The sequence below is a fragment of the Thalassospira sp. CH_XMU1420-2 genome (assembly GCF_037029325.1).
GTDB classification, from domain to species: domain Bacteria; phylum Pseudomonadota; class Alphaproteobacteria; order Rhodospirillales; family Thalassospiraceae; genus Thalassospira; species Thalassospira povalilytica.
In genome coordinates this window covers 65,235-79,950 of the sequence record NZ_JAYMEG010000001.1, presented here as the reverse complement: position 1 = coordinate 79,950, position 14,716 = coordinate 65,235, and the positions used below count along the sequence as shown (strand labels likewise).

At 52.5% G+C, this 14,716-nt stretch carries 13 protein-coding genes; 8 read left to right on the top strand and 5 right to left on the bottom strand.

The genetic code is table 11. The features are described from left to right. Positions 1-415: 415 nt before the first annotated feature. Together murJ and trpS are read left to right on the top strand one after the other, a co-directional pair. The gene (murJ, locus tag WA429_RS00445) at positions 416-1,966 is read left to right on the top strand and encodes a murein biosynthesis integral membrane protein MurJ (RefSeq protein ID WP_287464554.1); all 1,551 of its coding nucleotides are present in this window, start codon (positions 416-418) and stop codon (positions 1,964-1,966) included. Positions 1,967-2,126: 160 nt separating this feature from the next. Further along, positions 2,127-3,128: a tryptophan--tRNA ligase gene (gene trpS / locus WA429_RS00440; RefSeq protein ID WP_101246654.1), complete on the top strand. Its 1,002-nt coding sequence runs from the start codon at positions 2,127-2,129 to the stop codon at positions 3,126-3,128. Between the two features lie 76 nt (positions 3,129-3,204). Here trpS and WA429_RS00435 read toward each other — a convergent pair whose 3' ends face one another. Further along, on the bottom strand, positions 3,205-4,665 hold the full coding sequence (locus WA429_RS00435; protein ID WP_287464555.1) for a hypothetical protein: 1,461 nt from the start codon (positions 4,663-4,665) through the stop codon (positions 3,205-3,207). A gap of 154 nt (positions 4,666-4,819) precedes the next feature. Further along, positions 4,820-5,977: a GTP cyclohydrolase II gene (ribA, locus tag WA429_RS00430; RefSeq protein ID WP_287464808.1), complete on the bottom strand. Its 1,158-nt coding sequence runs from the start codon at positions 5,975-5,977 to the stop codon at positions 4,820-4,822. 387 nt (positions 5,978-6,364) lie between these two features. On the opposite strand from ribA, the gene WA429_RS00425 reads away from it, so the two are divergent. Then, on the top strand, positions 6,365-7,054 hold the full coding sequence (locus WA429_RS00425; protein WP_101246657.1) for a response regulator transcription factor: 690 nt from the start codon (positions 6,365-6,367) through the stop codon (positions 7,052-7,054). Positions 7,055-7,278: 224 nt separating this feature from the next. On the opposite strand, the gene WA429_RS00420 is transcribed toward WA429_RS00425, so the two are convergent. Further along, positions 7,279-7,974 (bottom strand): YggS family pyridoxal phosphate-dependent enzyme, encoded by a 696-nt coding sequence (locus tag WA429_RS00420; RefSeq protein ID WP_287464556.1) that lies wholly within the window; start codon positions 7,972-7,974, stop codon positions 7,279-7,281. A gap of 48 nt (positions 7,975-8,022) precedes the next feature. Between WA429_RS00420 and WA429_RS00415 the strand changes: the two genes are divergently transcribed. Together WA429_RS00415 and WA429_RS00410 are read left to right on the top strand one after the other, a co-directional pair. Further along, positions 8,023-8,655: a thiamine phosphate synthase gene (locus WA429_RS00415; RefSeq protein WP_287464557.1), complete on the top strand. Its 633-nt coding sequence runs from the start codon at positions 8,023-8,025 to the stop codon at positions 8,653-8,655. A gap of 36 nt (positions 8,656-8,691) precedes the next feature. After that, complete coding sequence (locus WA429_RS00410) at positions 8,692-9,915, top strand: lipopolysaccharide heptosyltransferase family protein (protein WP_287464558.1); 1,224 nt, start codon at positions 8,692-8,694, stop codon at positions 9,913-9,915. Between the two features lie 98 nt (positions 9,916-10,013). On the opposite strand, the gene WA429_RS00405 is transcribed toward WA429_RS00410, so the two are convergent. Together WA429_RS00405 and WA429_RS00400 are read right to left on the bottom strand one after the other, a co-directional pair. Beyond that, positions 10,014-11,054 (bottom strand): porin, encoded by a 1,041-nt coding sequence (locus tag WA429_RS00405; RefSeq protein WP_287464559.1) that lies wholly within the window; start codon positions 11,052-11,054, stop codon positions 10,014-10,016. Between the two features lie 597 nt (positions 11,055-11,651). Beyond that, positions 11,652-12,683, bottom strand: coding sequence for a porin (locus tag WA429_RS00400; RefSeq protein WP_287464560.1), 1,032 nt, complete (start codon positions 12,681-12,683; stop codon positions 11,652-11,654). Between the two features lie 253 nt (positions 12,684-12,936). On the opposite strand from WA429_RS00400, the gene WA429_RS00395 reads away from it, so the two are divergent. Genes WA429_RS00395 through lptE form a run of 3 tightly spaced genes read left to right on the top strand, consistent with a single transcriptional unit; the run spans position 12,937 to position 14,687 of the window. Next, a complete protein-coding gene (locus tag WA429_RS00395; protein WP_287464561.1) occupies positions 12,937-13,500 on the top strand; it encodes a DUF3576 domain-containing protein in 564 nt (187 codons plus the stop codon). A 5-nt stretch (positions 13,501-13,505) separates the two neighbouring features. After that, positions 13,506-14,180, top strand: coding sequence for a hypothetical protein (locus tag WA429_RS00390; RefSeq protein ID WP_287464562.1), 675 nt, complete (start codon positions 13,506-13,508; stop codon positions 14,178-14,180). Beyond that, positions 14,181-14,687: an LPS assembly lipoprotein LptE gene (lptE, locus tag WA429_RS00385; RefSeq protein ID WP_101246664.1), complete on the top strand. Its 507-nt coding sequence runs from the start codon at positions 14,181-14,183 to the stop codon at positions 14,685-14,687. It abuts the gene before it with no gap. Positions 14,688-14,716 lie beyond the last annotated feature (29 nt).

Genomic DNA, 14,716 nt, shown 5'->3' with positions numbered 1-14,716 from the left:
AGAACGGTATTATTGTCTTTCTGGAAAATTGTGACGGACGAGGAAGGGTAAAAACCAAACCCGACATCGAGACCTGTTATTCGCGATGTCGTTGTCCTCGGAGTGCAGCAGGTTGAGGTGGATTCCCTTGTTTCCCCGCCCGTCCAATAATGAGGCTCGCGTCCCAACGAATCCTCAGCGAGATGGAATTTATGCCCGTTACAATCCATTTTCTGTGACGGCTGTCACAATCATCGAAAAAAATCACCTGATTCAACGACTTTCATATTTTTGTGATATAGCCCCGACCGTTTTTAGGGTGTCATTACGACTTCTTCACCTTCAGCTGTCAGTTTTGTCGCTCCGGCCTGATCATTGCCGCAATTGGCGATCATCACACAAAGCCTGATGCCTCCTTGATACGGAACGCTATTGAATGTCGCTTGTTCGCTCCATCGCTACGGTTAGTGGTTTCACCTTGTTGTCCCGTCTGCTGGGATTTTGCCGCGACATTCTGATTGCCGGGATGCTGGGTGCCGGGGGCATGGCCGATGCATTCTTTGTCGCGTTCAAATTCCCCAACCTGTTTCGCCGACTGTTCGGCGAAGGCGCCTTCTCCGCGGCCTTCATTCCGCTTTTGGCTGGTGACATTGAAAAGCGCGGCATGGATGCCGCCCGTGAATTTGCCGCGCGCGCCATGTCGATGCTGGTTCTGATCACCGGTTTTCTGGTGGCCATCATCGAAATCCTGATGCCCTGGGCGATGTATGTTTTTGCGCCGGGCTTTGCGGAAAATCCCGAAAAGTTCAATCTTGCGATCGAATTGTCGCGGATCACTTTCCCCTATCTTGCTTTCATTTCCGCCGTTGCACTGATGTCGGGGGTTCTCAATACCCTTCATCGTTATGCCGCCGCGGCCGGGGCTCCCATCATCCTTAATATCTGTCTGATTGCCGCCCTGCTTGGCCTGACACCGATGACCGAAACCCCGGCCCATGCGCTGGCATGGGGGGTTGCCGCAGCCGGGGTTGCGCAATTTGTCTGTTTGGTCATTGCCTGCAAACGCGCCGGTTTTGCCATCAAATGGCAACTGCCAAAGGTTGATGACCGGGTTAAACTTCTTGGCAAACGCATGATCCCGGGCATGATCGGGGCCGGTGTTTATCAGCTTAACCTGCTGATCGATACCATGCTGGCATCACTGGTATCCGATGGTGCGGTATCCTGGCTTTATTATGCCGACCGGGTGCAACAGCTGCCGCTTGGGGTGATCGGCATTGCCATCGGCACCGCCCTGTTGCCAACGCTTTCACGCCAGTTGCAGGGCGATGACCCGAAAACCGCGATGTATAGCCAGAATCGCGGCATTGAAATCGCCCTTTTGCTGACCCTTCCAGCTGCGGTTGCGCTGGGTGTCATGGGGCTTCCGGTAATCAATGTCCTGTTTGAACGCGGGGCGTTCGGGGCCGAAGAAACCCGCATGACCGGTCTTGCCCTGATTGTCTTTGCCTTTGGCCTTCCGGCATCGGTTCTGGTCAAGGTGCTGGCACCGGGCTTCTTTGCACGTGAAGATACCAAAACCCCGATCCGGATCGGCATTTCGTGCATGATCCTTAATATCGCGCTGATTGTTGCGTTGATGCCGCTGTTCGGGCATCTCGGCATTGCAGCTGCGACATCGGTTTCCGTCTGGGTCAATGCCGGATCGCTTTGCTTCCTGCTCCATCGCAGGGGCGATCTTGTATTTGATGACCGACTTGTCAAACGGTTACCGCGCATTCTGTTGGCATCTGTTCTGATGGGGGCGGCTCTTTGGATGGCGACCGATATTTTCTGGCAGAATGACGCGCTTTCAGTCACGCGGATAACCATCATGAGTTTCTGTGTCATTGGGGGATTGGCGGTCTATGGCATCTCTGCCCAACTGCTTGGGGCAACCAGCCTTTCCGAACTCAAGGCCACTTTCAAACGCGGAAAAGCCGCCTAGCGGCAATAAATCCGGTCATATGCCGACAAGCTGCTTGACCTGACCTGTCAGGGCGGCTTAACTCCGCGCTGCTTGCTTGCATGCTCGTCCGCCGGCGGGTGTCCAAAACCTGGCGGAGTATGCAGGCTCTATTGATCATCATTTGAAATGGACGACACCAATGGAACGTGTGTTTTCGGGCGCCCAGCCCACCGGTAACCTTCATCTTGGCAATTATCTCGGCGCGATCCGCAACTGGGTCGAATTGCAGAAGCAATATGAATGCATCTTCTGTGTTGTTGATATGCATGCCATCACGGTCTGGCAGGACCCGCACGAACTGCGTTCTAACATTCGCGAACTTGCTGCCAGCATGATTGCATCGGGCATCGATCCGGAAAAACATGTTCTGTTCAATCAGAGCCAGGTTTCCGCCCATGCCGAACTGGCCTGGATCTTTAACTGTGTTGCGCGCATCGGCTGGATGAACCGCATGACCCAGTTCAAGGAAAAAGCCGGCAAGCATCGCGAAAACGCGTCCCTTGGCCTTTATGCCTATCCGAGCCTGATGGCGGCGGACATTCTGACCTATAAGGCGACCCATGTTCCGGTCGGCGAAGATCAGAAACAGCATCTTGAGTTGGCCCGTGATATTGCGTTGAAATTCAACAATGATTACGGCGTCGAAGACTTCTTCCCGCAGCCCGAGCCGCTTATTCTTGGCCCGGCAACGCGTGTGATGTCATTGCGTGACGGTGCGAAAAAGATGTCCAAGTCCGATGCGTCGGATATGGCGCGCATCAATATGACCGACGATGCCGATACGCTGTCGAAAAAAATCCGCAAGGCCAAAACCGATCCGGAACCGCTGCCAAGCGAAGCCGCCGGTCTTGAAGGCCGCCCGGAAGCCAAGAACCTGATCACCATCTATGCTGCGCTGACCGACAGCACGGTCGATGCGGTTCTTGCTGAACATGGCGGCACCCAGTTCTCGGGCTTCAAACAGGCGCTGACCGACGTGGTTGTTGATAAACTGGCACCGATCACCGAAGAAATGGCAAAGCTCAATGCCGATCACGCCTATATTGACAGCGTTCTGGCCAAAGGAGCCGAGCGGGCAAATGCCATTGCCCAGCCGATCCTGCGCGAGGTCAAGGAAATCGTCGGTTTCCTTAACAGCTGATCAGACCCGAAGTTAAAAAACAAAAAGCCCGCCAGTGATAAACAGGCGGGCTTTTTTGATGAGTATCATGCTGTGATCAGATGGCATTGCCCGATGGCCGGGCCTGGTTTTGCTGTTGCATCGCCTGATACTTTTTCAAACCATCCATCATTGTCTGACTAAACCACGCCCCGACAGGTTCATCCCCACCAAGATGATTTGATGCACGCTGCATCAAGGGATGGGATTCAGCGTCAGAATTCGGTGCGATATCTCCTGCCGTGTTAGCGCTAACATCGCCGGAATTTCTTGCATTCTGACTGACAGATCGGTCCTGATCCGCAACGGCGTTGGTACTGGCAACTGCGTCAGCGGCCATGGTCTGGGCCTTGTCACGACCAAGGGCTGCGTTAAACCGCGCGGCCATTTCAGCAGCCGAAAGCGGTGTATCCCCATCATGGAATGCATTTTCCGATTTTGATGCCGACACGTTTTCTTTGGCTGCGTTCAGTTTTGCCGTGCGCGCTTCATGGGCCGCCATTTCAGGTGAAATGGCAAAGCTTGATCCCTGACGACTGACACGACCGCTGCTTTGCGCCCGGGCCCAAACCGTGTTCCCGCCGTCGCTGGTCAATGTCGGCCGGCGCATGGTTTCATGTGATGCTGAATTGGCCGCTACGGTCTGGGCAAAACCCGATGATGCCGGATTGCCGGTTTGGGCCGATGCCATGGCAACGGTCAGTTCCGCCGGATCGGTTGCCGGTGCTGCTGGCGTTCCTGTATCGCTTGTCCTGGCTTGGCCAGTCATGTTGGCAGTCATCTGGGCTTGTAACTGAGCGTTCATCGACTGCGCCGGTCTATTGCTTTGCGCCCACGGAACGTTCAGATCACTTGCCTTGATACCGTCGCGAACCGGGTTCACGGTCGCGTTGGACGCCAGAACAGTTTGATCCACCGGTGCAACAGGCGCGTTTTGCACGATGGTTTCCTGCTCGGCCTGTGGTGCTGCCTGTCGTGAGGGCTGCGTGGACTGCGAACCGGTCATCCATGGCAGAACAAGATCACCCTGATAGCTGCCATCCGCCGCAGCAAGGCTTATTTCGGAATCGGAACTATTTTCGGATGCATCGGCGATCGCAGTACCGTTCTCGTCACCACCGCCAAAGCTGTCTTCGACAAAGGCCATGACATGGGCGCCGGTATCTTCACCGGTCACGGCATCGACAACCGCATCGATTGCAGCCCCGGCCAGACCAAATACCCCGCCAAATAATCCGCCACCAACAACCCTAGCCCCGTTACCAAGCTCGTCCCCGGTAAGTGACCGATAGATCATGCCAACGCCGGGTATGTGCTGCAAAGGATTGATAACATCAAGCACATCGGAGAACTCGAAGCCGTCCTGGCCGAACATATATTCGGAAAAACTGCGGCCTTCCGATGTTTCGGAAAGCTGGTCAGCCGCGTTCGACTGGGCAAACTTGCTTCCTGCCCCGTCTCCTGCGACGCCCGGCACGTTACCGGGCGAAATTTGCCGCCAATTTGCTCCAATCGACATATCTGTCCTCCTCTTGCCTGATAATTTGCAAAAGGAGTGCCAGTTTGGAAATCAAATAACCTATTGAAAAATAATGATATTATTTGGGAACAGTTTTGGGCAAAGCTGCCTGTCGGAATCTTCTGCCGGGTTATGGGATCCCATCCTGGCACAATCAGAACAGATGCCCTGCCCGATCTTTCTTGGTTTGCAGATAAAATTCGTTGTGACCGTTCGAAGGGAATTTGTGGGGAACGCGTTCGGACACCTGAATGCCCCAGCTTTCCAGTCCGGTCAGCTTTTCCGGGTTGTTGGTCAAAAGACGCACTGTCTCAAAACCCATCTGTCTGAGCATCTCGGCGGCCGGCCGGTAAACGCGCTCATCGGCGTCAAAGCCAAGTTCTTCGTTGGCATCAAGCGTATCAAATCCGCGATCCTGAAGTGCATAGGCGCGCAATTTGTTGACCAGGCCGATCCCGCGCCCTTCCTGGCGCAAATATAGAACGATGCCACCCTGCCCACTGCGCGAAATTTCGGAAATTGCGCCGCGCAATTGCGGGCCGCAATCACAACGCAACGATCCGATCAGATCACCGGTAAAGCATTCCGAATGCAAGCGGATCAGCACCGGTTTGTCCTTTGCCGGTTCGTCAATGACGATGGCCAGATGTTCCTGTCCACCGTCTTCGGGACGGAAGGCAATGACAGTCGCATTTTCGGCATCTTCAAGCGGAACACGTGCTTCACTCACCTGGCGCAGACTTGCGGCAGAGGCATTTTCATATCCATTGATGCTGTCTGATTGCAGCACCAGAAGATTTTGCGCCCGTGCCAGATTTTCCAGCTGATCGGCGCCAACCCGAACCGTCACAACGGCCGGCAACAGTCTTGCCAGTTTTGCCAGTCGAATGGCGGCACTTTCGGCCATTGAAACCGGGCGCCAGTCACCTGTTGGCAATTTTTCAAGATCAAGCAACGGGTTGGCGATTTCGCCCAACCGATCTGCATTGATCGCGGTTCGGTCGGCGCTGACAAAGGCGATAAACGGATCATCCTTGCACGCCTGTCCCAGTGATTTGGCGCGCACACGCGGAATAACGATTGCCGGGGCTGCGTTGCCATTTGCGATATCACACAAACGATCAAAACCAAGTTGCGACAACGGTTCTGCGGCAATGACAGCCACATTGTGGGCTTCGCCGTCCTGATGGCCTTGCACCAGAACGATTTCGCCACGGCGCAAATCGGCCACAGCGCGTGATACAGTCACAAGATCAGTGGCCGGGATCAGATTGCTGTCATTTTGGGCCGGGGCAACAGAACTTTGGGTCATCATTATCTTGTCTTTATGATCACAACATCGCGATCTGGTGGGTATGGGGCTGGATAAGGACCCGAATTAATTAATATAACCGCATTGGTCAGTCAGGTTTCATTCCAAGCGCTGCGCAAAATCGCAGGAAGATAGACATCTTTCAAGATTTTACAGCAATGCACACCGGATAAACCCGACCGGGTGACTGTATTAAGTAATCCGCATCCTGCACAGGATTAATGCGAAAACAGTTTGTTCTTGAAAATGCACTTTAAGGCGCTGATCCTAGATTGAGTACTTTATATATGGCGGGCCTGACCGGAAGTTCCAGAAAACAAGGTAACACCCGGTTCCTGATACGGCCCAATATATAGACCGGATCGCGCAAACAGCAAGGGATGGTGAATGTCGACAGGTAAACAGGTTCTTGTGGTCGAAGATGATGCAGCTTTGAGCCAGTCGCTGACTGAACAGCTTCGCCTGCATGAAGAGTTTGAATGCGTGGTCGCGAAAAGCGGTGCAGATGCACTTGATGCTGCCAAGGAATCCTATTTTGATGTGATCCTACTTGATGTCGGGCTTCCCGATATGGATGGCCGTGACGTGTGCAAACTTATGCGTCGGGCGGGCGTCAAGTCACCGATCATCATGCTCACTGGTGCCAATAGTGATTCAGATACCATCCTTGGCCTTGAATCCGGTGCCAATGACTATGTAACCAAGCCCTTCCGGCTCAATGTCCTGCTGGCGCGCATTCGCGCCCATATCCGCCAGCATGAACAAAGCGAGGATGCGGTATTTGTAATCGGGCCATACAGCTTTCAGCCAAGTGCCAAGATATTGATTGAAACCGCGACCGAGAAAAAAGTTCGCCTGACAGAAAAGGAAACTTCGATTCTGAAGTTCCTGTTCCGTGCCGGCGACAAGCCGGTTACCCGGGAAACCCTGCTTGATGAGGTATGGGGCTATAATGCCGGGGTGACGACCCATACGCTTGAAACCCATGTTTACCGGTTGCGTCAGAAAATCGAAAAAGACCCGTCAAATGCCGCGATCCTGATCACCGAGCCCGGCGGATACAAACTGATCCCGTAGTCAGGTTTTTTCGACACGAATAAAAAAAATCCCGCTTCTGGCGGGATTTTTTGTCACAAAGAACGGATGAAACCGTCATTGTCTTTCGGCTGGTTATCCACAAAAATGCGCCTTACCCGAAAATCCGTCCAAAACACATGATTTCGGCAAAAAAATCGGTGAAATGACAAAATTTTCCCCTTAAATCGGCATTTTCGGGTAAAAAATCACCGTATTTTTGGGAATCAATAGCCTCGTGACCCGAAAATGGCTGTCCCAACCCGCACGTGAGTAGCCCCAATGGCGATTGCGGCCTCGTAATCACCGCTCATTCCCATGCTTTTGATTTTCAGTCCATGTTTCTGGGCAATCTTGCCAAGCAGGGCAAAATGCGGGGCCGGTTCCTCATCAACAGGAGGAATGCACATCAGCCCCTTGATCGGCAGCTCAAGCTCCTCGCGACACATCCTGATGAATGCATCAGCATCCTTTGGCGCGATCCCGGCTTTTTGCTCTTCCTCGCCAGTATTGATCTGAATGAACAAATCCGGGCAGTCACCGGTTTTGTCACGGTGCTTTGCCAACGCATTTGCAAGTTTCGGACGGTCAACCGTTTCAATCACATCAAACAGTGCGACCGCATCTTTCAGCTTATTGGTCTGAAGCGGTCCAATAAGATGAAGTTCGATATCGGGAAACTCTTCACGTAGCCCCGGCCATTTCCCTGCCGCTTCCTGGACCCGGTTTTCACCAAAAACCCGCCTTCCTTCAAGCAGGGCCTTGCGCACATGATCGGCTTCGTGATTTTTGCTGACACAGACAAGGGTGACTTCAGCCGGATCACGCTTTGCGGCAACACAGGCCGCATTGATATTTCTCTGAATTTCGGCAAGGTTTTCGGCAACATCGCTCTTGTCGGATGACAGATCAGACTGGCTCATGGATGATAGGCCCTTAATCGGTGGCAGACGAAGATCAGGATCATAACAATGGATGACACCCTGTTAAAGCAGGCTCGCCAACTCAATTTGCGCAATAGCCGCCCGGGGTCTGTTTTTCCGCCGGTCATACTTTTGACCGACGATCACCGTTTGCCCGATCCGCGGTCAGCGATCAAGCAATTGCCGCGTAACAGCATGGTGATTTTTCGTCATTACAACCATCCTGATCGACCAAAACTGGCAGCATCACTCCGGCAGCTTTGCCGCCTGCGCCAAATCCGGTTTCTGGTTGCGGATGACCTTGGGCTTGCGCTCGAAATTTCTGCTGACGGAATTCATCTTCCGGAATATCGCATTCTCCAAACACCTGGAATTTATCATCAAATTCCGACAGGGATGATTACGACATCCGCCTGCCACGGGACCAAAACCCTGCGCCACATGGCGCTCCTTCCATCATGCCATCGACCAAACGGAGCGTTGATTTCACCGGTATTTTCCACCCAAAGTCACCCCGGTAGATCGGGCCTTTCACTTCAGAAAGTTCAACAGCTGGCAATGCTGTGTCACACGCTTGGCATCACCCCGGTCGGACTGGGTGGAATTAACCGGAAAACATGCAGAAACCTGCGGTCTTCCGCCCTTGCTTCTTTGGCCGGGATAGGGTTTTCTTCTGAGTGAACCGCACCTTTCGGTGATTGGAGAATAAGCCCCGCAATGCCCCGCCACCTGCATCCATCGCGCAAGACTTTTGCGCGTTTCGCCTCCAGACAACCCTTTCAGTTCGGCCTGCCCAATGTCAGCCCGGAACTTGGTCAGGCATCTGACAACAGTCCTGTTTATTTCACCCGTACGAACTCGCTTTTGCGTCAACAGGTTCTTGGCAATGCCAAGGGAGTTGCCATCAAATCCGATGCCTTCCGGTTTCAGGTGCTTCCGCGTAATCGCTGGGGAAAAACCGACTTTTCCAAAAGTTCTGTTCTGTTTTTAATCCCCGACGATGCGCTTGGCGATTGTGTTGGCATGACCCTGTTTCTCAGGGCATTTCTTCAACGCTATCCACATGCAAAGACCGCCGTGCTTAACAGTGCAGCGGCTTCTGATATCTTTGCCCTGATCCCCGATCTTGCGATTTTTCAGTTGTTCATTTCTGCGCGGAACCTCGCACAGTTTGAATATGTGATTGATCTGAGCGAGATGGAAGGATGGAAAGATATCGCCACCATGCCGGTCAACCCGGAAGAAGCCCTTTGCGAAGCCTTTGAATTGGCGCCGGTTCCGCTTGAAAAACGCGATGTCAGTTTCAAACCCGGGATCAATATCGGCATTGTCCCCATGGCCTCTTCCCCACTTAGGACATTACCACCTGAGCTTGTCGGGAAAATCAGCACGCTTTTTGCCCGTCATGATGCCAATGTCACGATTGTTCTGAATGCCTATCAAGGGGTGATGAAGGCCTATAAATCGGCACTTGGCGATCTGAGCGCGCCCAACATACGGATCGTCGATGGATTTAAGACGATCGGCGATCTTGTGCAGTTTGTCTCAAGGCAGGATTACATGGTAGTCGCCGATAGCGGTCCGGCGCATATTACCAAGCTTTTTCAGACACCGGGGCTCGGGATCTACAGTTCGGCTTCTGCCAAAACACTTCAGGGACGCCATAAGAATTTGCGCAGCTGGCAAAGCGGCTTTGTCGGCCCCTATTGTCAGGCGCCATGCGGACTTGCGAAGTTGCGTGCGACGCCCGATGGCAAAATCGGCTGTATGGGAAGCCTGAATGTTGCAGCCAGTGCGTTAAGCGAACTACCGCAAAAAAGCGATCCGGCCCTTGCCCGTGCTTTGGTAACCGAAAACCCCGTACCCTGCGTTGCCGAACTTGGCCAAAAAAGCGATGCGATTTTATCGCTGCTCAAAACGGAGCTATCGCTGGACAGCTGATGCTTCACAGCATCGGAAAATCGCAACAAACCCGATGGAACAAAAAAGAAAGGGTGGCGTAAGCCACCCTTTCCACGTCTGTATCCAATTCCGAAGAATTAGAAGTTTAGAACCAGACCGGTAACAGCGCCGTAGCCGTCATTGTCTGCGATCGCAGCGTTGTCAGATTCGTCGTCGAACCAGAAGATCGAGGATTTCCAAGTCACGCCTGCACCAAGGGTGTAAGCAAGGCCAAGATCAACGGTGCTGACTTCACCGGTTCCTGCCGGGTTGTTAACGGTAGAAGACGGGTCGATATCGCGGTTGCCGTATTCAGCATAACCATAGGTCAGAGAAACTTTGGCTGCGTCCATCGCGTAGGAAACGCCAACGTCATATGCGTCGGTGTCGCCACCCGTTTTCGAGTTTTTGCCGCGAGCATAATCGTCTTCGATATGGCCCCAGGAAGAACCAACTACGAAGTTACCGAAGCCAACGGTGGCACCAACGCCATACCAGTTGCCTTCACCCTGGTTTTCACCGACAGCAGAAACGCCGAAGGAAACACCGTCGAAATCACCCTGGTAGCTTAGACCGGCAGAAATGATATTGTCTCCACCGGTAGCCTTGTCATTGTTGTTCGAGGTGCTGTCGTCAGCATAGGAAACGCCAGCCTGGAAACCACCCATGTTCGGGGTGAAGTAGGTAGCGCGTTTCTGGTCGCCGCTCGAAGGAACGGTATCGATCAGGTATGCGTCGACCCAGTTGGTCAGGTCGCCATCGTTAACGCCAACCGGACCGACTGACGGTGCGGTGATGCCAAGCGAGTCAGCAGCCGAGTCGTCTTTACCCAGTTTGAACTGACCGAAGCCACCGTTTACGAACAGATACTGTTCGTCGATCTGGTCATCAGAAGTTTCACCTTCGAGTTCGATCACTGCACCAACTTCGATGCCGTTATCAAGGGTGGTTTTACCTTTGAAATGAACTTCGGTGTCAGACTGGAATGCGTTTTTGGATTCGCCGACGTCCTGATCAGCTACACCAGCCCACTGTTCCATGTAGCCACCAACTTCAAGCTGGATTTTTTCAGAAGCCTGTGCGGAACCTGCAACAGCTACAGCGACGAGCGCGCTGGAAGCAAAAAGAATCTTTTTCATCTTTACCCTCAAAGAATGACGTTTCGGGAATGAAGGGGTTGAACCGAGCGGCCCTTCAATCTGTCGAGGGACATAAAAACCTTTTAATGACTTATGGTCAACTATCATAAACGACCAATGGTCATTTAAATATCGCACTGTGGCATTTTAAGCACACTATCTAGTTATAGAACTGATTTTCAAAGAGTATATATAGGATTATAATGGCCATCGGTCACAAGACACAGGTGATAACGTGTGCACTTATTTATACACCTATATAAATACCCTTCGGTCATTTATTGTTCCTGGCATACTGCAAAGCGACCAGTTGGCAGATAGTCCGCAATGATGACCGCGCTGCTAAAGTCCCACCATCCAGCAACACCAAGACAGTATCGGCTCAAACACAGATATTGCTCTGAACGAGCCAAGTTATAGCTTCAAGAAAAGCCCAACTTCAGAAGTCCGACAGATTTTCAGTCGGTGCATAGTTTAGGTAATCAGTCGGAGAGGATAGATTAAGGAGCTTTCGACTTCAAATATCCAAAATTCAGTCAAAAAAAGAAGGAGGCGGAAAATCCGCCTCCTTCAATTCTTCAGCTAATCCAGTAAGGATTAGAAGGAGAGTTTAAGACCGGTAACTGCACCAACGGCATCGGTGTCACGCGAAGCGGTTTTGCTGTCGTTGTTGTACCAGAAAACAGACGACGTCCAGGTCACGCCAGCACCAAGGGTGTAGGAAAGGCCCAGATCTACAATGTCAGCTTCATCCGGATCTACGTTTGCGGTAGAACCCTGAACTTCAGAGTACATGTAAGACAGCGATACAGATGCTGCATCCATCGCATAAACTACACCGATGTCTGCGCCCCAATCGTCATCGAAGCCAGCATAGTTGCCTTTACCTTTGCCGAATTCGTAATCTTTCTTACCATAGGAACCACCAACGGTGACGTTACCGAAGCCAACGCTGGTACCGATGTTGTACCATTCGCCTTCTTCTTTATGTTCACCGGTAGCTGCAACAGCAACAGAAACACCATCAAAGTCAGCTTTGTATTCAACGCCGGCAGCAACTACAGAGTCACCGGAGCTAATGTTGTCGTTGGTTTCCGAGCCATCCTGATCGGTGTACGAAACACCAGCGCGGAAGCCGCCAATAACCGGGGTGTAATAGGTCAGCTTGCCATCGTCACCGGAGTCCCATTTGTTGTCCGGGGTAGCAGGCATGTTTGCCCAATAGGACGCATCGGAACCGTTAACGCCAACCATACCAACACCGGGAGCGGTGATGGTCATGTCTGCTGCAGCGCCATCTTCCTGGCCAAGTTTGACCTGACCGAAACCACCGTTGATGTACAGGTACTGTTCATCGGTGTTGTTGTTGGCTTCGCCTTCAGCCTCGAATTCGATAGCTGCACCAACTTCGATGCCGTTATCAAGGGTGGTCGAACCTTTGAAGTGAACTTCGGTATCGGAAACGAAAGCGTTTTTCGCGCCGCCAGAAGCTTCTTTACCGTTAGATGCACCACCAATCCACTGGTTCATGTAACCGGAAACCGACAGGCTGATTTTCTCAGAAGCCTGTGCATGGCCTGCGAAAGCAACAGCGACGAGTGCGCTGGAAGCTACCAGAATCTTTTTCATCTTTTCCCTCAACGTCTTTGCAAATGCGCTTGAGCGCATAACAAAATTAGGTGAGCAGCTTTTTTGTTATTGCCGCTCGGTTCGACGTTATGGAGCCAGTATTTTTTGCTGTCGTCAACGATACTGTGATCAAAATGCGACATTTTTCACATCATGTTGCACAAAAACCACACATGTTTTTATTTGCCCGGCGCGCCATCCGCCTTATAGTGCGGGCAACTGCTGAACGACACTCGATATTAAGGGCTACACCGTGAACAGTTCTTTCGCTAAATTCGCAACCATTGCTGCACTTTCTGCCTTTTTGGCAAGCTGTGCTGGAAAGCAAGCCGACTATGACAGTTTTCCAGGCTCTGCTCCCGGAGACGAAAGAGTAAATGGCCGAAGTGCTACTCGAGCAGACCTTAAGAAGCAGGGGTCAGTTTTTGGTGAGGATGGCCTAAACATTTTCGGCGGCGAAGAAGCCAAACCGGGCACAGGTGGATCCGGCATCGGTGTCAACAGCTTCTTGTGGCGTGCCACACTTGATACCCTGTCATTCATGCCCCTTAATTCTGCGGACCCGTTTGGCGGTGTGATCATTACCGATTGGTATTCGCCGGCAGAGACCCCAAATGAACGCTTCAAACTGACCGCGTATATTCTCGGTACAGCATTGCGATCCGATGCCATCAAGGTTTCGGTCTTCCGTCAGGTCAATGTCGGTCCGAATCAGTGGCAGGATGCGGTGGTCGAAGCAGGGACGGTTACCTCACTTGAAGATGCGATCCTGACCCGTGCCCGCCAGCTGCGCATCGACAGTGCAAACGCCCAATAGGGTTGATGGCACAGGACACCTTATATATATCGCCCGAATTCAACCCCCATTCGCTTGAACGCGATTGGGGGTTCGTCATGCGCAGCCAGTACCCTGCTATGTACGCCGCCCTGTCAAAAAACCTTTCAGCGTTGCGTCGTGCAATGTTTGATCATGTCATCGCACAAGCAACGGTCACCCAAAACCAGGGTGACCAGGCAAAACCACCCGCTTTGCAAAATGATGCCAAGGTCACGACGGAGTCGGTGAGCCCCGATACCCAGCAGCTGTATCGCGAAATTGGCCTCGATACCCTGTCACTGGCGTTGCTGGCGGATGTTCCCATTGACCGTCCATTGCAAATAAGTCACAACAGTCTGGTTGGTCATTGGCGCTGGCTGCGTCAGGTTTGGCGAACATGTGCGAATTTTTCCGAAAGAATGCCCCACGACGGCATCAAAGAATCCCCAACCCCGGAAATCATCACAGCCATTGATGAAGGCCGAAACAATCTGGCAATTGCCCTGTTGCGTCAAAGCTTCCGCGACCTCGAGTCGGAGGATAATTCATCGTCGGCACGATCAAACCGGACGCACCATTCTTTTCTTGCCAATCTAACTCTGTTTTGCCCTTTTATCGGAACCGAACTATTGTGGCGGCAAGGCCTGATCGCTGGCCCGAAAGACAGAAGGCTTGATTGAATGAAAATGCGCGCGATTCTTCCGGTTTTGGCACTTGTCGCCCTGACGACCCTGAGTGCCTGCGGCTTCCGGCCGCTTTACGCAACAGGGGGCGACAATTACAACACCGCTGCAAACATGGCGCTTGTCAAAGTTGCCCTGATTAATGACCGCGTCGGTCAGGTCACGCGCAATGCCTTGGTCGAGACCCTGACCCCGCGGGGGCAAAGCAAGACCCCCTTGTATGACCTTAAAGTCACACTGAGCGAATCGACCAGTGAACAGGGCTTTACCAAGGACAACGAAGCGACAATCGCCGATTACCTGATCACGGCGACCTATGAACTGACGCGCCGGCAGGATTCAAAGGTCCTGCGCAAGGGCAATGTCAGAACCCGTACCAGTTACAATATTGTCGATTCCGATTTCGCAACCATCGAAGCCGAAAGCGCCGCCCAGGCCGATGCCGCACGGACTTTGGCCAATCAGCTTGCCAACCAGGTCGCAATCGGCCTGAGATCGCAATAAATCCCGTTCTGTCATTTCTGCACCCGATA